Source organism: Aeromicrobium sp. IC_218 (genome assembly GCF_004336805.1).
GTDB lineage: Bacteria > Actinomycetota > Actinomycetes > Propionibacteriales > Nocardioidaceae > Aeromicrobium.
In genome coordinates this window covers 13,977-29,917 of record NZ_SJXM01000008.1, presented here as the reverse complement: position 1 = coordinate 29,917, position 15,941 = coordinate 13,977, and the positions used below count along the sequence as shown (strand labels likewise).

At 74.5% G+C, this 15,941-nt stretch carries 17 protein-coding genes; 3 read left to right on the top strand and 14 right to left on the bottom strand.

Features of this window, described 5'->3' with window-relative positions; translation table 11 throughout:
• Positions 1-14 precede the first annotated feature (14 nt).
• The gene (locus tag E0W78_RS10590; RefSeq protein WP_131403924.1) at positions 15-1,169 is read left to right on the top strand and encodes a class I SAM-dependent methyltransferase; all 1,155 of its coding nucleotides are present in this window, start codon (positions 15-17) and stop codon (positions 1,167-1,169) included.
• A 121-nt stretch (positions 1,170-1,290) separates the two neighbouring features.
• On the opposite strand, the gene tsaD is transcribed toward E0W78_RS10590, so the two are convergent.
• The 12 genes from tsaD to glmS form a co-directional block, all read right to left on the bottom strand.
• Positions 1,291-2,340, bottom strand: coding sequence for a tRNA (adenosine(37)-N6)-threonylcarbamoyltransferase complex transferase subunit TsaD (tsaD, locus tag E0W78_RS10585; protein ID WP_131403923.1), 1,050 nt, complete (start codon positions 2,338-2,340; stop codon positions 1,291-1,293).
• Positions 2,341-2,453: 113 nt separating this feature from the next.
• Positions 2,454-3,206, bottom strand: a complete 753-nt coding sequence (locus tag E0W78_RS10580) for a lysophospholipid acyltransferase family protein (protein WP_131403922.1) — start codon at positions 3,204-3,206, stop codon at positions 2,454-2,456.
• Between the two features lie 38 nt (positions 3,207-3,244).
• Complete coding sequence (locus E0W78_RS10575; RefSeq protein WP_131403921.1) at positions 3,245-3,697, bottom strand: DUF5709 domain-containing protein; 453 nt, start codon at positions 3,695-3,697, stop codon at positions 3,245-3,247.
• A 37-nt stretch (positions 3,698-3,734) separates the two neighbouring features.
• Positions 3,735-4,190: a VTT domain-containing protein gene (locus E0W78_RS10570; protein WP_131403920.1), complete on the bottom strand. Its 456-nt coding sequence runs from the start codon at positions 4,188-4,190 to the stop codon at positions 3,735-3,737.
• An 8-nt stretch (positions 4,191-4,198) separates the two neighbouring features.
• Entirely contained in the window at positions 4,199-4,645 is a 447-nt protein-coding gene (gene rimI / locus E0W78_RS10565) for a ribosomal protein S18-alanine N-acetyltransferase (RefSeq protein WP_131403919.1), read from the bottom strand.
• Positions 4,646-4,655: 10 nt separating this feature from the next.
• A complete protein-coding gene (tsaB, locus tag E0W78_RS10560) occupies positions 4,656-5,285 on the bottom strand; it encodes a tRNA (adenosine(37)-N6)-threonylcarbamoyltransferase complex dimerization subunit type 1 TsaB (protein ID WP_131403918.1) in 630 nt (209 codons plus the stop codon).
• 114 nt (positions 5,286-5,399) lie between these two features.
• A complete protein-coding gene (gene tsaE / locus E0W78_RS10555; RefSeq protein WP_131403917.1) occupies positions 5,400-6,365 on the bottom strand; it encodes a tRNA (adenosine(37)-N6)-threonylcarbamoyltransferase complex ATPase subunit type 1 TsaE in 966 nt (321 codons plus the stop codon).
• The gene (locus E0W78_RS10550; protein WP_131403916.1) at positions 6,362-7,366 is read right to left on the bottom strand and encodes an alpha/beta hydrolase; all 1,005 of its coding nucleotides are present in this window, start codon (positions 7,364-7,366) and stop codon (positions 6,362-6,364) included. Before E0W78_RS10550 ends, tsaE begins: the two co-directional genes overlap by 4 nt.
• Positions 7,363-8,505, bottom strand: coding sequence for an alanine racemase (gene alr / locus E0W78_RS10545; protein WP_131403915.1), 1,143 nt, complete (start codon positions 8,503-8,505; stop codon positions 7,363-7,365). The genes E0W78_RS10550 and alr overlap by 4 nt, the downstream gene beginning before the upstream one ends.
• On the bottom strand, positions 8,499-9,917 hold the full coding sequence (locus E0W78_RS10540) for an NAD(P)H-hydrate epimerase (protein ID WP_131403914.1): 1,419 nt from the start codon (positions 9,915-9,917) through the stop codon (positions 8,499-8,501). The genes alr and E0W78_RS10540 overlap by 7 nt, the downstream gene beginning before the upstream one ends.
• Positions 9,911-10,270: a holo-ACP synthase gene (locus tag E0W78_RS10535; RefSeq protein WP_131403913.1), complete on the bottom strand. Its 360-nt coding sequence runs from the start codon at positions 10,268-10,270 to the stop codon at positions 9,911-9,913. The genes E0W78_RS10540 and E0W78_RS10535 overlap by 7 nt, the downstream gene beginning before the upstream one ends.
• A complete protein-coding gene (gene glmS, locus E0W78_RS10530) occupies positions 10,267-12,111 on the bottom strand; it encodes a glutamine--fructose-6-phosphate transaminase (isomerizing) (RefSeq protein ID WP_131403912.1) in 1,845 nt (614 codons plus the stop codon). The genes E0W78_RS10535 and glmS overlap by 4 nt, the downstream gene beginning before the upstream one ends.
• Before the next feature lie 47 nt (positions 12,112-12,158).
• Here glmS and coaA point away from each other — a divergent pair, with 47 nt between their 5' ends.
• Positions 12,159-13,109, top strand: a complete 951-nt coding sequence (coaA, locus tag E0W78_RS10525; RefSeq protein ID WP_131403911.1) for a type I pantothenate kinase — start codon at positions 12,159-12,161, stop codon at positions 13,107-13,109.
• 33 nt (positions 13,110-13,142) lie between these two features.
• Positions 13,143-13,586: a hypothetical protein gene (locus tag E0W78_RS10520; RefSeq protein WP_131403910.1), complete on the top strand. Its 444-nt coding sequence runs from the start codon at positions 13,143-13,145 to the stop codon at positions 13,584-13,586.
• Here the strand turns inward: E0W78_RS10520 and E0W78_RS10515 are convergent.
• Positions 13,583-14,548 (bottom strand): GNAT family N-acetyltransferase, encoded by a 966-nt coding sequence (locus tag E0W78_RS10515; RefSeq protein WP_131403909.1) that lies wholly within the window; start codon positions 14,546-14,548, stop codon positions 13,583-13,585. The genes E0W78_RS10520 and E0W78_RS10515 overlap by 4 nt on opposite strands.
• A 46-nt stretch (positions 14,549-14,594) precedes the next feature.
• Positions 14,595-15,941, bottom strand: coding sequence for a phosphoglucosamine mutase (gene glmM / locus E0W78_RS10510; RefSeq protein WP_131403908.1), 1,347 nt, complete (start codon positions 15,939-15,941; stop codon positions 14,595-14,597).

The window sequence follows — 15,941 nt, the reverse complement described above, 5'->3', positions numbered from 1 at the left end:
GCGAGAATCGCCCCATGGACCTGCCCACGTTCGAGCGCCTGCTGACCCCCGAGGGCCAGGAGCTGCTGGCCGAGGTCCATGCCCGCGCCGGCGTCGAGAGCGACCTGGCGCTCGGCACCCGGCTGCGTCGTTCGCACCCGGTCGAGCTCGTCGCCGCCGCCGTCACCCAGAACCACCTGCGCGGGCTGGCCCGGCGCAAGCTCGGCGACGCCGCGGCCTCCCTGTACTTCACCCACGACGCCCTGGAGCAGGCCACGCGCGCGTCCGTCGCCGACCACCGGGCCCGGCGGCTGGCCGCGTCTGGCGTCACCGCCGTGACCGACCTGGGCTGCGGCGTCGGCGGCGACCTCGTGGCGTTCGCCCGCGCCGGGCTCCGCGTCCGCGGGATCGAGCTCGACCCCGTCCGGGCGGCGATCGCCCGGGCGAACCTGGACGCGCTCGGGCTCGACGGCACCGTCGACGTCGCCGACGCGACGCAGGTGGACGTCCCCGCGGACGAGGCCGTCTTCCTCGACCCGGCCCGGCGCGACGGGCGGGGTCGCGTCTTCGACCCCGAGCGGATGACGCCGCCGTGGGACGTGGTCACCGACCGGCTGCGCGGCCTGGCCGTGGTCAAGACGATGCCCGGCATCGGGCACGACGTCGTCCCTGACGGGGTCGAGGCCGAGTGGGTCAGCGACGGCGGCTCGCTCGTCGAGGCCTGCCTGTGGGGCGTCCCGCTCGCGTCGGTCGAGCGGCGCGCCACCGTGCTGCCGGCCGGCGGCGAGCTGGTCGCCCGCGGCGAGACCCCCGTCGTGGGCGCGGTCGGCGGCTTCCTGCACGAGCCCGACGACGCCGTCATCCGCGCCGGGCTCGTCGCCGAGCTGGCCGCCGACCTGGGTGGACGCCTCGTCGACCCGCACATCGCCTACGTCACCACCGACGACGAGGTCACCACTCCCCTGGCCGCCTCGTTCCGCGTCGTCCGGGAGCTGCCGTTCCGCGAGAAGCCGCTCAAGGCCGCGCTGCAGGACCTGGACGTCGGCACGCTCACGATCAAGAAGCGCGGCGTGGACGTCGTGCCCGAGCAGCTGGTGAAGCGGCTGAAGCTGCGCGGACGCGTGACGGCGACCGTCGTCATGACCCGCGTCGACGGCGAGGGCACCGCCCTGCTCGTCGAGCGCCTCTGACCCGTCCCTCACCCGAGCCCGGCGCTGCCGCGATGTGTGACGCGCCGGACGCCCGCCGCCGCCCGACCCCGTCCGAAGCGACACACTTCGCGCCGGAGGGGACGCGCGGTGAGCCTCGGGGCTAGGCGGCGAGGACCTGGTTGACCGGCATGCTCGAGTCGACCGCCAGGTCGAGGCGCGACGGCTCCAGCCCGCGCCGGACGACCTCGCTGCCGAGCGCGGCGATCATCGCGCCGTTGTCGGTGCACAGCACCGGCGGCGGCACGCGCAGCTCGACGCCGGCCTTCTTGGCCCGCTCCTCGGCGTACTCGCGCAGCCGGCGGTTCGCCGCCACGCCACCGCCGAGGACCAGCCGCTTCACGCCGTGCTCGACGCAGGCGTCGATCGTCTTGGCGGTCAGCACGTCGCACACCGCGTCCTGGAAGGACGCCGCGACGTCGGCCACCGCGAACGAGCGACCCATGCGCTCCTCGTGCTGGACGTGACGCACGACGGCGCTCTTGAGCCCGGAGAACGAGAAGTCGAAGCGATGCTTCTCCATGTCGCGACCGGTCGTCAGTCCGCGCGGGAACGAGATCGCCTTCGGGTCGCCCTCGCGCGCGGCGCGGTCGATGTGTGGGCCACCCGGGTAGGGCAGGCCCAGCACGCGGGCCACCTTGTCGAAGGCCTCTCCGGCGGCGTCGTCGATCGTCTCGCCGAGCAGCTGCACGTCGGTGACGATGTCGTCGACGAGCAGCAGGGACGTGTGGCCGCCGCTCACGAGCAGGGCGGCGGTGCGCTCGTCGTAGCGGCCGTGCTCGAGCTGGTCGACGGCGACGTGCCCGACCAGGTGGTTCACGCCGTACAGCGGCTTGTCGTAGGCCAGGGCGAGCGCCTTCGCGGCGGCGACACCGACCAGCAGCGCGCCGGTGAGCCCGGGGCCGCAGGTGACGGCGATGGCGTCGACGTCCTTCACGTGGACGCCGGAGTCGCGGTAGGCCTGCTCCAGCGTCGGGACCATCGCCTCCAGGTGCGCCCGGCTGGCGACCTCGGGGACGACGCCGCCGAAGCGGACGTGCTCCTCCATGCTCGAGGAGACCGCGTTGGACAGCAGCTCCGTGCCACGCACGATGCCGACGCCGGTCTCGTCGCAGGAGGACTCGATGCCGAGGACGAGCGGTTCGCTCGTCACGAGCGAACCCCCGTCGAGAAGGGCACACGGTACGGACGTCCGCCCGTGGCGATCCGGACGGTTCGCTCGCTTCGCTCTCTCACTGCTCCATCATCCCAAACGCCGCCAGCCGGTCAGGACGCGGACTTGCGGGCGGCACGGGCCGCGCGCTCCTCCTCGTCCAGCCGGGCCGCCTCCTCGGGCGTCGGCGCCAGCCCGCCGTAACGGGCCGGCGCCCACCACTGGCCCTCGGGCGCGACCGGGTACTCGGTGATCGCCTTGTCCAGCAGCGCGCTCATCGCCTCGCGCAGCCGCTGGGTGTCGGCCACCGGGTCCTCGCCCGTGACGTCCAGCGGCGCGCCGACGTGCAGCGCGATCGTCTTGCCGCGGCCCCAGATGTCGCTCGGGTGCCCCTTGGTCTTGAGCAGCTGCGTGCCCCAGGTGACCATCGGGATCAGCGGGACGCCCGCCTCGGCGGCCATGCGCACCGCACCCGTCTTGAGCTCCTTGATCTCGAAGGAGCGGCTGATCGTGGCCTCCGGGAAGATGCCGACGATCTCGCCCGAGCGCGCGAGCTCGACCGCCTCGCGGTACGACGCCTCGCCGTTCTCGCGGTCGACGCTCACGTGGTGCAGCGAGCGCATGATCGGCCCCGACACCTTGTGGTCGAACGCCTCCTTCTTGGCCATGAACCGCACCAGCCGCTTGCTGGGGTGGGCGGCCAGGCCGTCGAAGACGAAGTCGACGTACCCGATGTGGTTGGCGGCCAGGATCGCGCCGCCCTCGCGCGGGACGTGCTCGGTGCCGGACGTCTGGAACCGCATCCCCAGCACCTTGAACAGGGTCTTGGCCGTCACGATGATCGGCGGGTAGGTGACGTCGCGCATGTGCCGAGCGTAGTGCACACGTGTGCACTACCAGCGGGTCAGATGGACTCGGGGTCCTCGTTCTCGTCGATGACGTGCATGGCGGCCTCCTCGGCGCCCGCGGCACCGGCGTCGATGCCCACGTCGTCGCCGACCAGGTCCTTCTCCTCGTCCAGGCCGATGCCGCCGTCGGGGTCCACCAGACGTCCGGCGCGCGCGCCGCCGACCTCGCCGTCGTCGAGGTCCTCGGTCTCGGTCTCGGCGTACGGGTCCGGCTCGGGCTCCTCCTGGGCGATGCGCTGGTCGAGCGACTCGCCCTGCAGCTGCTCGTCGGCGGTGGTGCCGAAGCCCTCGCCGGCCGACCACTTCTCCGGCGCCGTGTAGCCCTCGTCCAGCACGTCGTCGACCCCGCGGTCGTTGAGCGTGTCGTACGGCTGCATCTGGTCCTGCGCCTCGGACTTCTCGTACGTGATCTGGTCGTCGGTGTTGTCGGGGGGAGGGATCTCGCTCATGCCCCCACCTTGGCACGCCCGGCGCGAGACGCAATCGCTACCGGCGGCGTCCCGAGCGTCCGGACACGACGACCAGGGCGACGATCACCAGGGCTGTGACGACCACCACCGCGAGGGATCCCGGACGTCCTTCGCTGAGCTCCACGACGGCGTAGAACGCGGCGAAGCCGACGGTGCTCCAGACGGTCGCCCAGATGGCGGCGCCGGGCACGAGGCCGAGCAGGTAGCGCGGCACGGGCATGCGAGCCAGGCCGGCCGCGGCGTTGACCGCCGACTGCGCGCCGACGGTCAGGAAGCTCAGCGCGACCACCGGCGGACCCCAGCGGTGCACCCGGTCGACGGCGCGCCGTGCCCGCTCCCCCGGCTGCCAGCGGCGGACGACGCCGGCGGCCACGAGGCGTCCGAGGGCGTAGGTCGCGCCCGCCCGCAGCAGCACGATCGCGAACAGCACCAGCCACGCCCACAGGAACGGCCAGCTGCGGATCTCGTCCATCACCCCGTTCACCACGCGGCCCCCGGGGCCAGCGCACGCTCCATCACCAGGGCGTCGGCCCCGGACGCGTAGTAGCGCCGGCGCGTGGCGATGGTGGCGAACCCGGCCCGCTCGTACAGGCGGCGGGCCGGCTCGTTGGTGGCGGCGACCTCGAGCAGCATGCGCTCGGCCTCCTGCGCCCGGGCCGCCGTCAGCAGCGCGTCGAGCAGGGCGCGGCCGAGGCCGTGCCCCTGGCTCCGCGGGTGCGTCGCGATGCGGTGCAGGTCGGCCACGTCGGCGACGACGCCGATCGTGCCGTAGGCCCGCACGCCGTCCTCGTCGTGGACCAGCACCGCGCGCGACGGCGACGCCAGCTCGTCGGCGACCAGCCCGGCGCTCCAGGCCTCGGCGCCGAAGCAGGCCTGCTCGAGCGCGACGACGGCGTCCAGGTCGTCGGCGGTGGCCGGACGGATCACGGGCGCTCGATCATGCGCGCTTGGTGGAGACCTGCGGAGTCGCGTCCGGGCGGCGCAGGTAGAGCGGCTCCAGCGGCAGCTCCTGGGCCTCGCCGCGGGCCACCAGTCCGGCGAGCGCGGCCGCCGACGGGTCGTCCACCCCCGGGACGTGGGCCAGGACGTCGGCGTAGAGCCGTCCGCCCCGGCCGTGGACCGGCAGGCCCGGGAACCGGGCCGCCAGGTCGGCGGGCTTGCTGACCTCGGGGCCCTCGACGCGGCGGCCGTCGACGTAGCGGGCCCAGTAGACCTCCTTGCGCCGCGCGTCCGTGGCGACCAGCAGCTCGCCGTCGCCGGCCTCGGCGGCCAGGACGTCGAGGGTGCAGACGCCGTGCGGAGCCAGGCCGAGCGACCCGGACAGGGTCAGGGCGGTGACGACGCCGACGCGCAGCCCGGTGAACGGGCCGGGACCGACGCCGACGGCGACGTCGGTGAGGTCGTCCATGGTGGCGCCGGCCTGCGCGAGCGCGTCGCGGATGGCGGGAGCGAGCAGCTCGCCGTGGGCCATCGCGCCCTCGCCGCGGGCCTCGCCGACCACCCGCTCGCCGTCGTGGACGGCCACGGTGATGGCGGGGGTCGCGGTGTCGAGGGCCAGGATCAGCACGCCCCGAGCCTACCGACCGCCGCCCGGGTCCCCGCCCTCGCGCTGAGCGTGACGTTGTGCACCCCCGCACCCGCGTGTCGCGTGCACGACGTCACGCCCAGCGCGGAGGGGAGGTCAGGCCAGGAGGGTGGAGCGCAGCGGGACGCCGACCCAGCGCGGGCCGTGCGGCCGCACCGTGATGACGCGGGTGTCGTCGCCGCCCTCGTGCTCGACCGCCGTGCCCAGCGGGTCGTCCTCGCGCGGGAGCCGGCGCTCGAGCCGGACCTCGAGCCAGCTCTCGGCCAGGTGCTCGGCCAGGCCCTCGCCCCACTCCACGACCGTGACGGCGTCCTCGACGCTGGTGTCGAGGTCGAGGTCGTCCAGCTCGAGCGCGCCGCCGAGCCGGTAGGCGTCGACGTGGACGAGCGCCGGGCCGCCGACCAGCGACGGGTGGTTGCGGGCGATGACGAAGGTGGGCGACGTGATCGGGCCGCGGACGCCGAGCGCCTCGCCCAGCCCCTGGGTGAACGTCGTCTTGCCCGCGCCCAGGCCGCCGGTCATGACCAGCACGTCCCCGGCCTGCAGCAGCCCGGCGAGCGTGCCCGCGAACCGCTGGGTGGACTCCGCGTCGGGCAGCTCGCGCGACAGCCAGAGCGTCTTCCCCAGCACGAGCAGCGGACCCTCCTGGCCCACCGTCTCGTAGCGGCGCTGGCGCCAGAAGCGCACCGTCGCCGGCAGCTCCTCGCGCACGTGGATCCAGACGCCGTCCTTGCCGCGCTCCTCGGCGGTGTCCTCCGCGACGCCGACCAGGGCGGACGCGATGCCGCGCGCCTGCACCTCGGGGTCGACGCTGACCCGGCGCAGGCCGAGCAGGCCCGGACGCGTCTCGTCGTAGAGCAGCGCTCCGACCGGACGCCCGCGGCGCAGCGCGAGCAGCCCGCCGGACGTCTCGATGGTCGCCCGCACCGCCTCGGCGGTCTCCTGCGGAGCGCTCGAGGGCGGGTCAAGCACCGGTCGCGCCCCGAACGAGCGGCGGATGACGTCGGCCATGGCCTCGGCGTGCTCGGGGCGCGCCTCGACGACGTCCAGCGCGCCGGTCATGCGCGTCCCTCCTCGATCACGTGGTCGACGACGGTCTCGATGGCCTCGGTCACCCGCTCGTGCTCCTCGAACATGATCATGTGGCCCGCCCCGTCGACGAGCTCGAGTCGTGCGCCGGGGATCTCCTCGGCGAGCCGCCGCGCGTGCCGCGGCGGGGTCAGCAGGTCGTCGGTGCCGCACACGACGACGGTCTCCGCGGTGCCCAGCGCCGGCAGCGCGTCGTACAGGTCGAGCTCGCCGAACGCCGGGTAGAAGTCGAGCATCACGTGGGTGCGGGCCCGGCCGATCATCTGGTCGGCCATGTCGGCGTACTTCTCGTCGGCCTCCGGGCCGACCGCCCAGCGCCGCGTCACCGAGTAGCTGTTGAACCGGCGGGCCCAGTCCACCGCCGGCGTCGTGGCCCGCAGCAGCGGACGCAGCTGGCGCAGGACGGGGCTGGTGCGCAGCAGGTCGCCGGCGCTCGTGCCGACGAGCACGACGCCCTTGACCCGCTCCTTGACCAGCACCGGGTCGTCGGCGGCCAGCTGCATGATCGTCATGCCGCCCATGGAGTGGCCCACGAGCACGAGCGGCCCGGTGGGCGCGACCTCGTCGATGACCCGCGCCAGGTCGTCGGCCAGGTCGTCCAGCGTCGAGCGGGACGCCTTGGCGCGTCCGGAGGCGCCGTGCGACCGCAGGTCGACCAGCACCAGCCGGGCGCGTCCGCGCAGCGCGAGGCGCTGGTAGTGCCAGGTGTCCAGGTCGCAGGTCCAGCCGTGCACCATGACCACGGTCGGGACGTTGGCGCCGGCGTCGTCGGCCTCGTCGACCTCCACGTGCAGCCGGACGCCGTCGCGGGCCGTGACCCAGCGCGACTCGCCGTGCACGGAGCCGAACGGGACGTCCTCGACCAGGCGCAGGTGGCGCCGCGCGCTGACCCGCTCGCTGAACAGGGTCGCCGCCGCGCCGGCCGCGACGAACGCGACGCCGCTGCCGACGAGCGCCTTGGTACGGCCCCTCACGCCTCGGCTCCCCGGTAGGTGCGCACGATGCGACCGCCCAAACGGGTCACGACCTCGTACGAGATCGTGCCGGCGTCGCGGGCCCAGTCGTCGGCCGTCGGCTCGCCGTCGTCGCCGGGGCCCCAGAGCACGATGGCGTCGCCGCGCCGGGCCGTGCCGTCGCCGAGGTCGACGACCAGCTGGTCCATGCAGACCTTGCCCACGAGCGGCACACGGACGCCACGGTGCAGCAGGGTCGCGCGGTTGCTCACCGACCGCATGATGCCCTCGGCGTACCCGATCGGCACCAGGCCCAGGGTCGTGTCGTGCTCGGCCGTCCACGTCCAGCCGTACGAGACGGACGTGCCCGCGGGGACCCGCTTCACCTGGGCGAGCCGGGCGCGCAACGTCATGACCGGGCGCAGCAGGACGTCGTGCTGCAGCGCCGGGTCGGGCGAGTACCCGTAGGACGCGATGCCCGCCCGCACCAGGTCGAGGTGGACGCTGGGGCGGGTCAGGATGGCCCCGGAGTTGGCCAGGTGGCGCAGCCCGGGCTCGAGCCCGGCGGACTCCATCTGGGCCACGGCCTCGGCGAACGCCTGCTCCTGCAGGTCGTTGGCGGGGTGGTCGGGCTCCTCGGACGCCGCCAGGTGCGACCAGACGCCGGTGACGTGCACGCGTCCGGCGTCCTGCGCGGCGCGGGCCGCCTCCAGCAGGCGGAACCACTCCTCGCCGTGGGCACCGTTGCGCGAGAGGCCGGTGTCGACCTTGAGCTGCACGCGGGGACGCAGCCCGACGGCGGTGCCGGCGGTCAGGATCTCCTCGAGCTGGGCGACCGAGCTGGCCGTGACCTCGACGCCGGCCGACACGGCGGCCGCGAAGTCACCGCCCGGGGCGCTGAGCCAGCACAGCACGCGCCCGGTGTCGCCACGGTGCCGCAGCGCGAGCGCCTCGTCGATCGTCGCGACGCCGAGCCACGTGGCCCCGGCCTGGCGGGCGGCGGGTGCGAGGGCGGCCACGCCGTGACCGTAGGCGTCGGCCTTGACGACGGCCATGAGCTCGGCACCGGGCGCCGCGGCGGCGAGCGCCTCCAGGTTCGCCCGGTAGGCGCCGAGGTCGACGACCGCCTCGGCCTGCGGGAGCTGAGCATGGTTCACCATCGCTGGACCTCCTCCAGGGTGCCGCCGAGGAACCCGGCGACGACGGACGGCAGGGCGGCGGCGACCGCGGACGCGGTGACCGGGCCGCCGGGGTTGGCGTGCACGGCCGCGGCGCCGTGCAGGAAGGCCGCGAGCGAGCCCGCGTCGTGCGGGTCGAGCCCGGACGCGACCAGCGACCCGGCGAACCCGGCCAGCACGTCGCCCGCGCCGGCCGTGCCCAGCCACGGGGTGCCGCTGAGGTTGACCCAGGTCGGACGTCCCGGGGTCGCGACGAGCGTCCGCCGCCCCTTGAGCAGCACGGTGGCCCGCCAGCGCTCGGCCGCCTGCGTGGCGTGACGCAGCGGCGCGGCCTCGACGGCGTCGCGGTCGGTGCCGAGCAGGGCGGCGAGCTCGCCGGCGTGCGGCGTCAGGAGCGCGGGGCGCCCGACCGGCGCGGGCACGTGGGCGAGGGCGTCGGCGTCGGCGACCAGGGCCGGCTCGTGCTCGTCGGCGAGCGCCTCGGCGACGCGCTGCGCCGCCTCGTCGCCACCGCCCGGCCCGACCACCCAGGCCTGGACGTGGCCGGCGCCCGAGACGACCTCGGGGGCGCGCTCGACCACGCGGGCGGCCAGCTCGGGCTCGCCGACGAAGCGCACCATGCCGGCGGTGCCGGCCTGCGCGCCGGCGACGGCCAGGTGCGCGGCCCCGGCGTAGCGGGCCGAGCCGGCGGCCACGCCGACGACGCCGCGCGTGTACTTGTGGGTGACGGGCGCGCGGAACAGGGCGTCCCCGAGCAGCGCGCCGTCGGTGACGTCGAGCGCCTCCACGGCCGGTTCGCCCAGGTGCGGGTCGAGCCCGATGTCGACGAGGCGCAGCTCGCCCGCGGCGTCCGCGGCCGGTCCGGCCAGCAGCGCGACCTTGAGCGTGCCGAACGTGACGGTGACGTCGGCGCGCACGTGCGGGCCGGGCGTCTCGCCGGTGTCGACCTCGACGCCGGACGGCACGTCGACGGCGTACGTGCGCGGACGCTCGGCGTCGATCCAGGCCGCCCACTCGGCGGCGCGTCCGCGCAGCCCGCCGCGGGCACCGATGCCGAGCATCCCGTCCAGCACGTACCGGTGGCCGCGCGGGCCGTCGACGACCTCGGCGCCGGCGGCGCGGGCCGCGGCCAGGCCGCCCTCGTGCACGCGGTCGGGGTCGAGCAGGGCCAGGTCGACCCGCAGGCCGCGCTCGCGCAGGTGCGCCGCCGCGTAGAGGGCGTCACCGCCGTTGTTGCCCGGCCCCACGAGCACCAGCACGAGGGCACCGGCCGGGACGTCGTGCAGGGCGTCGGCCAGGCCGCGGGCGGCCCGGGCCATGAGCACGTCACCGTCGGCGGCGACCGCCCGCTCCTCGGCGGCACGCACCGCGGCGACGGCGTGCGCGGTCAGCACTCGGCCACCACGAACGCGGTCGCCACGTCGCCGTCGTGGGCCAGCGACAGGTGCAGGGCGCTCAGACCGAGCTCCTCGACGCGCTCGGCGGCGGGGCCGGACGTGGACAGGTGCGGGGCCCCGGCGTCGTCGGTGCGGACCTGGACGTCGTGCCACGACAGGCCGGCCGGCGCGCGGAGCGCCTTGACCAGCGCCTCCTTGGCCGCGAAGCGGGCCGCGAGCGACTCCACCCGCAGCCCGGCGGAGAGCTCGTCGGGGGTGAACAGGCGCGCCTCGAGCGTCGGCGTGCGCTCCAGCGAGGCGGCGAACCGGGGCACGTCCACGACGTCCACGCCGATGCCCCAGACGGTCATTCGACCGTGACCGACTTGGCCAGGTTGCGCGGCTGGTCGACGTCGTAGCCGAGCTGGACGGCCAGCTCGCAGGCGAAGATCTGCAGCGGCACGGTGGCCACCAGCGGCTGCAGCAGCGTCGGCACCTTCGGCAGGCGGATGAGCGTGTCGGCGTAGCGCTCGACGTCGGTGTCGCCGTCCTCGGCCAGCACGATCGTGCGGGCGCCGCGGGCGCGGATCTCCTGGATGTTGCTGATCACCTTGTCGCGCAGCTGGTCACGTCCGTGCGGCGGCACGACGACGAAGACCGGCAGGCCCTCCTCGACGAGCGCGATCGGGCCGTGCTTGAGCTCGCCGGCGGCGAAGCCCTCGGCGTGGACGTACGCCAGCTCCTTGAGCTTGAGCGCACCCTCCAGCGCCACCGGGTAGCCGACGTGGCGGCCCAGGAACAGGAACGAGCGCTTGCCGACGAGGTCGGCGGCCAGGTCGCGCACCTGCTGACCCTCGTCGAGCATCCGCTGGATGCCTGCGGGGAGCTTCTCCAGCTCGGCGATGATCTGGGCGATCTCGTCGCCGAACTTCACGCCGCGCACCTGGGCCAGGTACAGGCCGAGCAGGTAGCAGGCCACGACCTGGGACAGGAAGCCCTTGGTCGACGCGACCGCGACCTCGGGGCCGGCGTGCGTGTAGATGACCGCGTCGGACTCGCGCGGGATGGTCGAGCCGTTGGTGTTGCAGACGCTCAGCACCCGCGCGCGCTGCTGGCGGGCGTAGCGGATGGCCATGAGCGTGTCCATCGTCTCGCCGGACTGGCTGATCGCCACGACCAGCGTCGAGCGGTCGATGATCGGGTCGCGGTAGCGGAACTCGCTGGCCAGCTCGACCTCGCAGGGGATGCGGGTCCAGTGCTCGATCGCGTATTTGGCGACGAGGCCCGCGTAGGACGCCGTGCCGCACGCGATGATGATGATCTTGTCGATCTCGCGCAGCTCGTCGTCAGACAGGCGCACCTCGTCGAGCTGCAGCGTGCCGTCGCTGGAGTGGCGTCCGAGCAGGGTGTCGGCCACGGCCTGCGGCTGCTCGGCGATCTCCTTGAGCATGTACCAGTCGAAGCCGCCCTTCTCGGCCGCCGAGACGTCCCAGTCGACGTGGTACGCCTTCGTCTGCGCCGGGGAGCCGTCGAAGCCGGTGACCTCGAAGCCGTCCTTGGTGATCGTGACGACCTGGTCCTGGCCGAGCTCGACCGCCTCGCGCGTGTGGTCGATGAACGCCGCGACGTCGGAGCCGAGGAACATCTCGCCCTCGCCCACGCCGACGACCAGCGGGGAGTTGCGCCGGGCGCCGACGACGACGTCCGGCTGCTGGGCGTCGGTGATGACGAGCGTGAACGCGCCCTCGAGCCGGCGGCAGACCGCGCGGACGGCCTCGGGCAGCTCCGGGGTCACCTTCAGCTCGTCGTGCAGCAGGTGCGCGACGGTCTCGGTGTCGGTCTCGGAGACCAGCTCGTGGCCGGCCGCCTCCAGCTCGGCGCGCAGCTCGGCGAAGTTCTCGATGATGCCGTTGTGCACGACCGCGACCCGGCCCTCGCTGTCCAGGTGGGGGTGCGCGTTGAGGTCGTTCGGCGCGCCGTGCGTGGCCCAGCGGGTGTGGCCGATGCCGGTCGACGACGCGGGCAGCGGGGACTGCTCCAGGACGGCGCCCAGGTTGGCGAGCTTGCCGGCCTTCTTGGCCGACGCGATGCGACCCTCGTGGGTCACGGCGACTCCTCCGGAGTCGTAGCCGCGGTACTCCAGCCGCTTCAGGCCGCCCATCAGCACGTCGATGGCCTGGCGATGACCCACGTATCCCACGATTCCGCACATGGGCACCAGGGTACCGAGTGCGCCGCGTGCCGACCGACATGGACAGAATGGGCGCCATGAGTCGCGAGGAGTCCCCCTACGTCGAGCTCGAGCGAGCGGCCTGGGCCGAGCTGGCCGGCGACCGTCCGCAGCCGCTGAGCGCGGACGAGATCGAGCGTGTCCGGGGCCTGGGCGACGAGCTGGACCTGGAGGAGGTGCGGCAGGTCTACCTGCCCGTCACCGAGCTCATCGGCATCCGCGTGCGCGCCGCCGCGGCCCTGCACCGCGCGACCCAGCGCTTCCTGGGCCAGCCCCAGCCGCGCCGCACGCCGTACGTCATCGGCATCGCCGGCTCGGTGGCCGTCGGCAAGAGCACCACCGCCCGGCTCCTGCGCGAGCTGCTGCGCCACGGGCCCGAGGAGCCGAAGGTCGAGCTCGTCACCACGGACGGCTTCCTGCACCCCAACGCCGAGCTCGAGCGCCGCGGGCTGCTCCAGCGCAAGGGGTTCCCGGAGTCCTACGACCAGCGGGCGCTGCTGCGCTTCGTCATGGCGGTGAAGTCCGGCGCCTCCCACGTGACGGCGCCGGTGTACGACCACCTCACCTACGACCGCACCGACGAGGTCGTGGAGATCGAGTCGCCCGACATCGTCATCGTCGAGGGCCTCAACGTCCTGGCGCCGGCCCGCACCCGGGGCGACGGCAGCCCGGGCCTGGCGATCAGCGACTTCTTCGACTTCTCCGTCTACGTGGACGCGTCGGTGGCCGACATCCAGCGCTGGTACGTCGAGCGGTTCCTCACGCTGCGCAAGACCGCCTTCGCCGACCCGGCCTCGTACTTCCACCGCTACGCGGACTTCACCGAGGAGCAGGCGCTGAGCCGCGCCAACGAGCTGTGGGACACGATCAACGGCCCGAACCTGCGCGAGAACATCGCCACCACGCGGGGACGCGCGACGCTGGTGCTGCGCAAGGACCAGAACCACGCCGTGAAGTGGGTCCGCTTCCGCAAGATGTGACCGCGGCCGGCCTGCGCCCCCTAGGGTCGCGGCATGCCCCGTGACGACCGCCCGCTGCCCGTCCCGTGGGCGACGCACGCGCTGATGGCCGTCGCCGCACCCGTCGTGACGCTCGTGCGCCCGGTGCACGCCCACGGCCTCACCGAGGGTGTGCGGGACCCGGCTCCACCTCTCGTCGGTCCGGCCCTGCTGCTGCTCGGCGTCGCCCTCGCGGTCGGCCTGGCGATGCTGGAGGTCTGGGCGCTGCGCGTCCTGGTCTCGCGCTGGACGGCGCGCGCGGTCGTGGTGCTGACGACCTGGCTGCTCGCGGGGGTCGGCAGCCTGCCGGTGACGTTCCGGCTCGCCGTCTCCTCCCCCGTGGGTCATGCCGAGCTGCGCGCCGCGCTCGTCAGCACCGGGCTCCTGCTGGCCGTCCACCTGCTGGCCGTGCTGGGCGTCGACCGGTTCGTCGCCCGCGAGGCGGAGCGCGCCCGCTAGAGCCGGCGCAGGACCTCCTCGCACCACGCCGTCTGCACGAAGCCGAGCCGCTCGTTGACCCGGATCATGTGCGCGTTGCTGGCCGCGTTGTAGGTCGTGACGCGCCGGCGGCCCTCGAGCAGGTCGGCCGCCGCCTGCATGGTGCGGACCTTGAGCGCCAGGCCGAGCCCGTGGCCGCGGTGCTCGGGCAGCACCAGGGTGTCCCACTGGAAGACCTCGTCGTCGGAGGGGAACACCAGCTGCGTGTGTCCGGCGAGCCGGCCGGAGGCCCGGTGCCGCGCGACCGTCACCTGGGCCTCGCGGTCCTGGCGCGCCCACTGCTCCTCGTCGTGCCGCACCCGGGTCGCGTCCCAGAACTCGCCCTCGAGCCCGGCCTCGCCCGACGGCACCTCCTGCATCATGAGGTGACGCAGCGTCGCGTACTCGTCGACCAGGTCGGCCGGGCAGGGGCCGCGCCACGTGCGCAGCTCGTAGTCGGGGTCCAGGACGAGCTCGGGCACGGTCGCCGGGAGCGGCAGCTCGCGGATGGCGTCCAGCAGGTCGGCCTCGAACCCGTGCCGGCGGGCGAACCGGCGGGCGGGCTCGCCGTCCTCGCCGACGCCCCAGGTGATCTCGCCCAGCAGGCGACTGCGGCCCTGGGCGCGGACCTGCTCGACGAGGTCGTCGAGCAGGCGGCTGCCGTGGCCCTCGCGCCGGCGCGGCGGGCTGGTGACGACCTCGACGTAGGCGAACTCGCGGTTGTCACGCAGCGGCAGCTCCGCGCACGCGGCGGCCACGGCGATGCCGTCCGCGTCACGCGCCAGCAGCGCGACGGCGTCGCGGTACGGGTCCGGGGTGAGGTTCACCCGCTGCTCGGCGTAGGAGTAGGGCTGGTCGAACGGACGCTCGTGACCGCTGCGGTACACGGCGTACCACTCGTCGTAGACCGGGCCCGCGGGATCCACCCGCTCGATCGTCGTCACCGTCGCAGGGTAAGCGCGCCCGGGGTCGCCGCCCGGGCGGCGAAGGTCACAGCGCCAGCTGCGCCTTCACCACCGACGCGAGGTGCTCGGCGACCTCGGTCGCCTCGTCCTGCGTGGGCGCCTCGACCATGACGCGCACCAGCGGCTCGGTGCCCGACTGGCGCAGCAGCACGCGGCCGGTGCCGTCGAGCCGGGCCGTCGCGGCGGCGACCTCGCCCTGCAGGACGGGGTCGGAGTCGGCCCGCGCCTTGTCGACACCGCCGACGTTGACCAGCACCTGGGGCAGGCGGGTCATGACGCCGGCCAGCTCGGCCAGGGTCTGGCCGGACTCGACCATGCGCGCGGCCACCTGCACGGCGGTCAGCACGCCGTCGCCGGTCGTGGCGTAGCGGCTCATGATGACGTGGCCGGACTGCTCGCCGCCGATCGTGAACCCGCCGGCGCGCATCGCTTCCAGCACGTAGCGGTCGCCCACGGCCGTCTGGACGACGGTCAGGCCCGCGGCCTGGAGCGCCTGGACGAAGCCGAGGTTGCTCATGACGGTCGCGACGACGGTGTTCTCGTGCAGCGTGCCGGCGTCGTGCGCGGCGAGCGCCAGGATCGCCAGGATCTGGTCGCCGTCGACCACGCGACCCTCGGCGTCGACGGCCAGGCAGCGGTCGGCGTCGCCGTCGAACGCGAAGCCGGCGTCGGCCCCGTGCTCGACGACCGCCCGCTGCAGGTGCTCCAGGTGGGTGGAGCCGGCGTCGCGGTTGATGTTGAGGCCGTCGGGCTCGGCGTGGATGGCCACGACCTCGGCGCCCAGCTCGGCGAACACGTCCGGGCCGACCTCGTGGGCGGCGCCGTGGGCGCAGTCCAGGACGACCTTGAGGCCGTCGAGCCGCGCGGGGCTGGAGTCGGCCAGGTGCTTGGCGTAGGTGCGCACGCCGACGGTGCTGTCGCCGACGCGGCCGACGCCCTCACCGACCGGACGGTCCCACGGCTCCTGCAGGCGCGCCTCGATGGCCAGCTCGATGTCGTCGTCGAGCTTGAGCCCGCCGCGGGCCAGGAACTTGATGCCGTTGTCGGGCATCGGGTTGTGGCTGGCGGAGATCATGACGCCCATGTCGGCGTCCAGCTCGTTGGTCAGGAACGCCGCACCGGGCGTCGGGACGACCCCGAGCCGGTGCACGTCGACCCCCGCAGACGCCAAGCCCGCGACCACCGCGGCCTCGAGGAACTCCCCCGAGGCTCGGGTGTCGCGGGCGACGACGGCCGTCGGACGCTGGTCGGCGAAGGCACCGACCTCGCCCAGCACGTGGGCGGCGGCGACGGACAGGTCGAGGGCGAGCTCCGCGGTCAGGTCGCGGTTCGCGAGCCCGCGAACCCCGTCCGTGCCGAAGATACGGCCCAT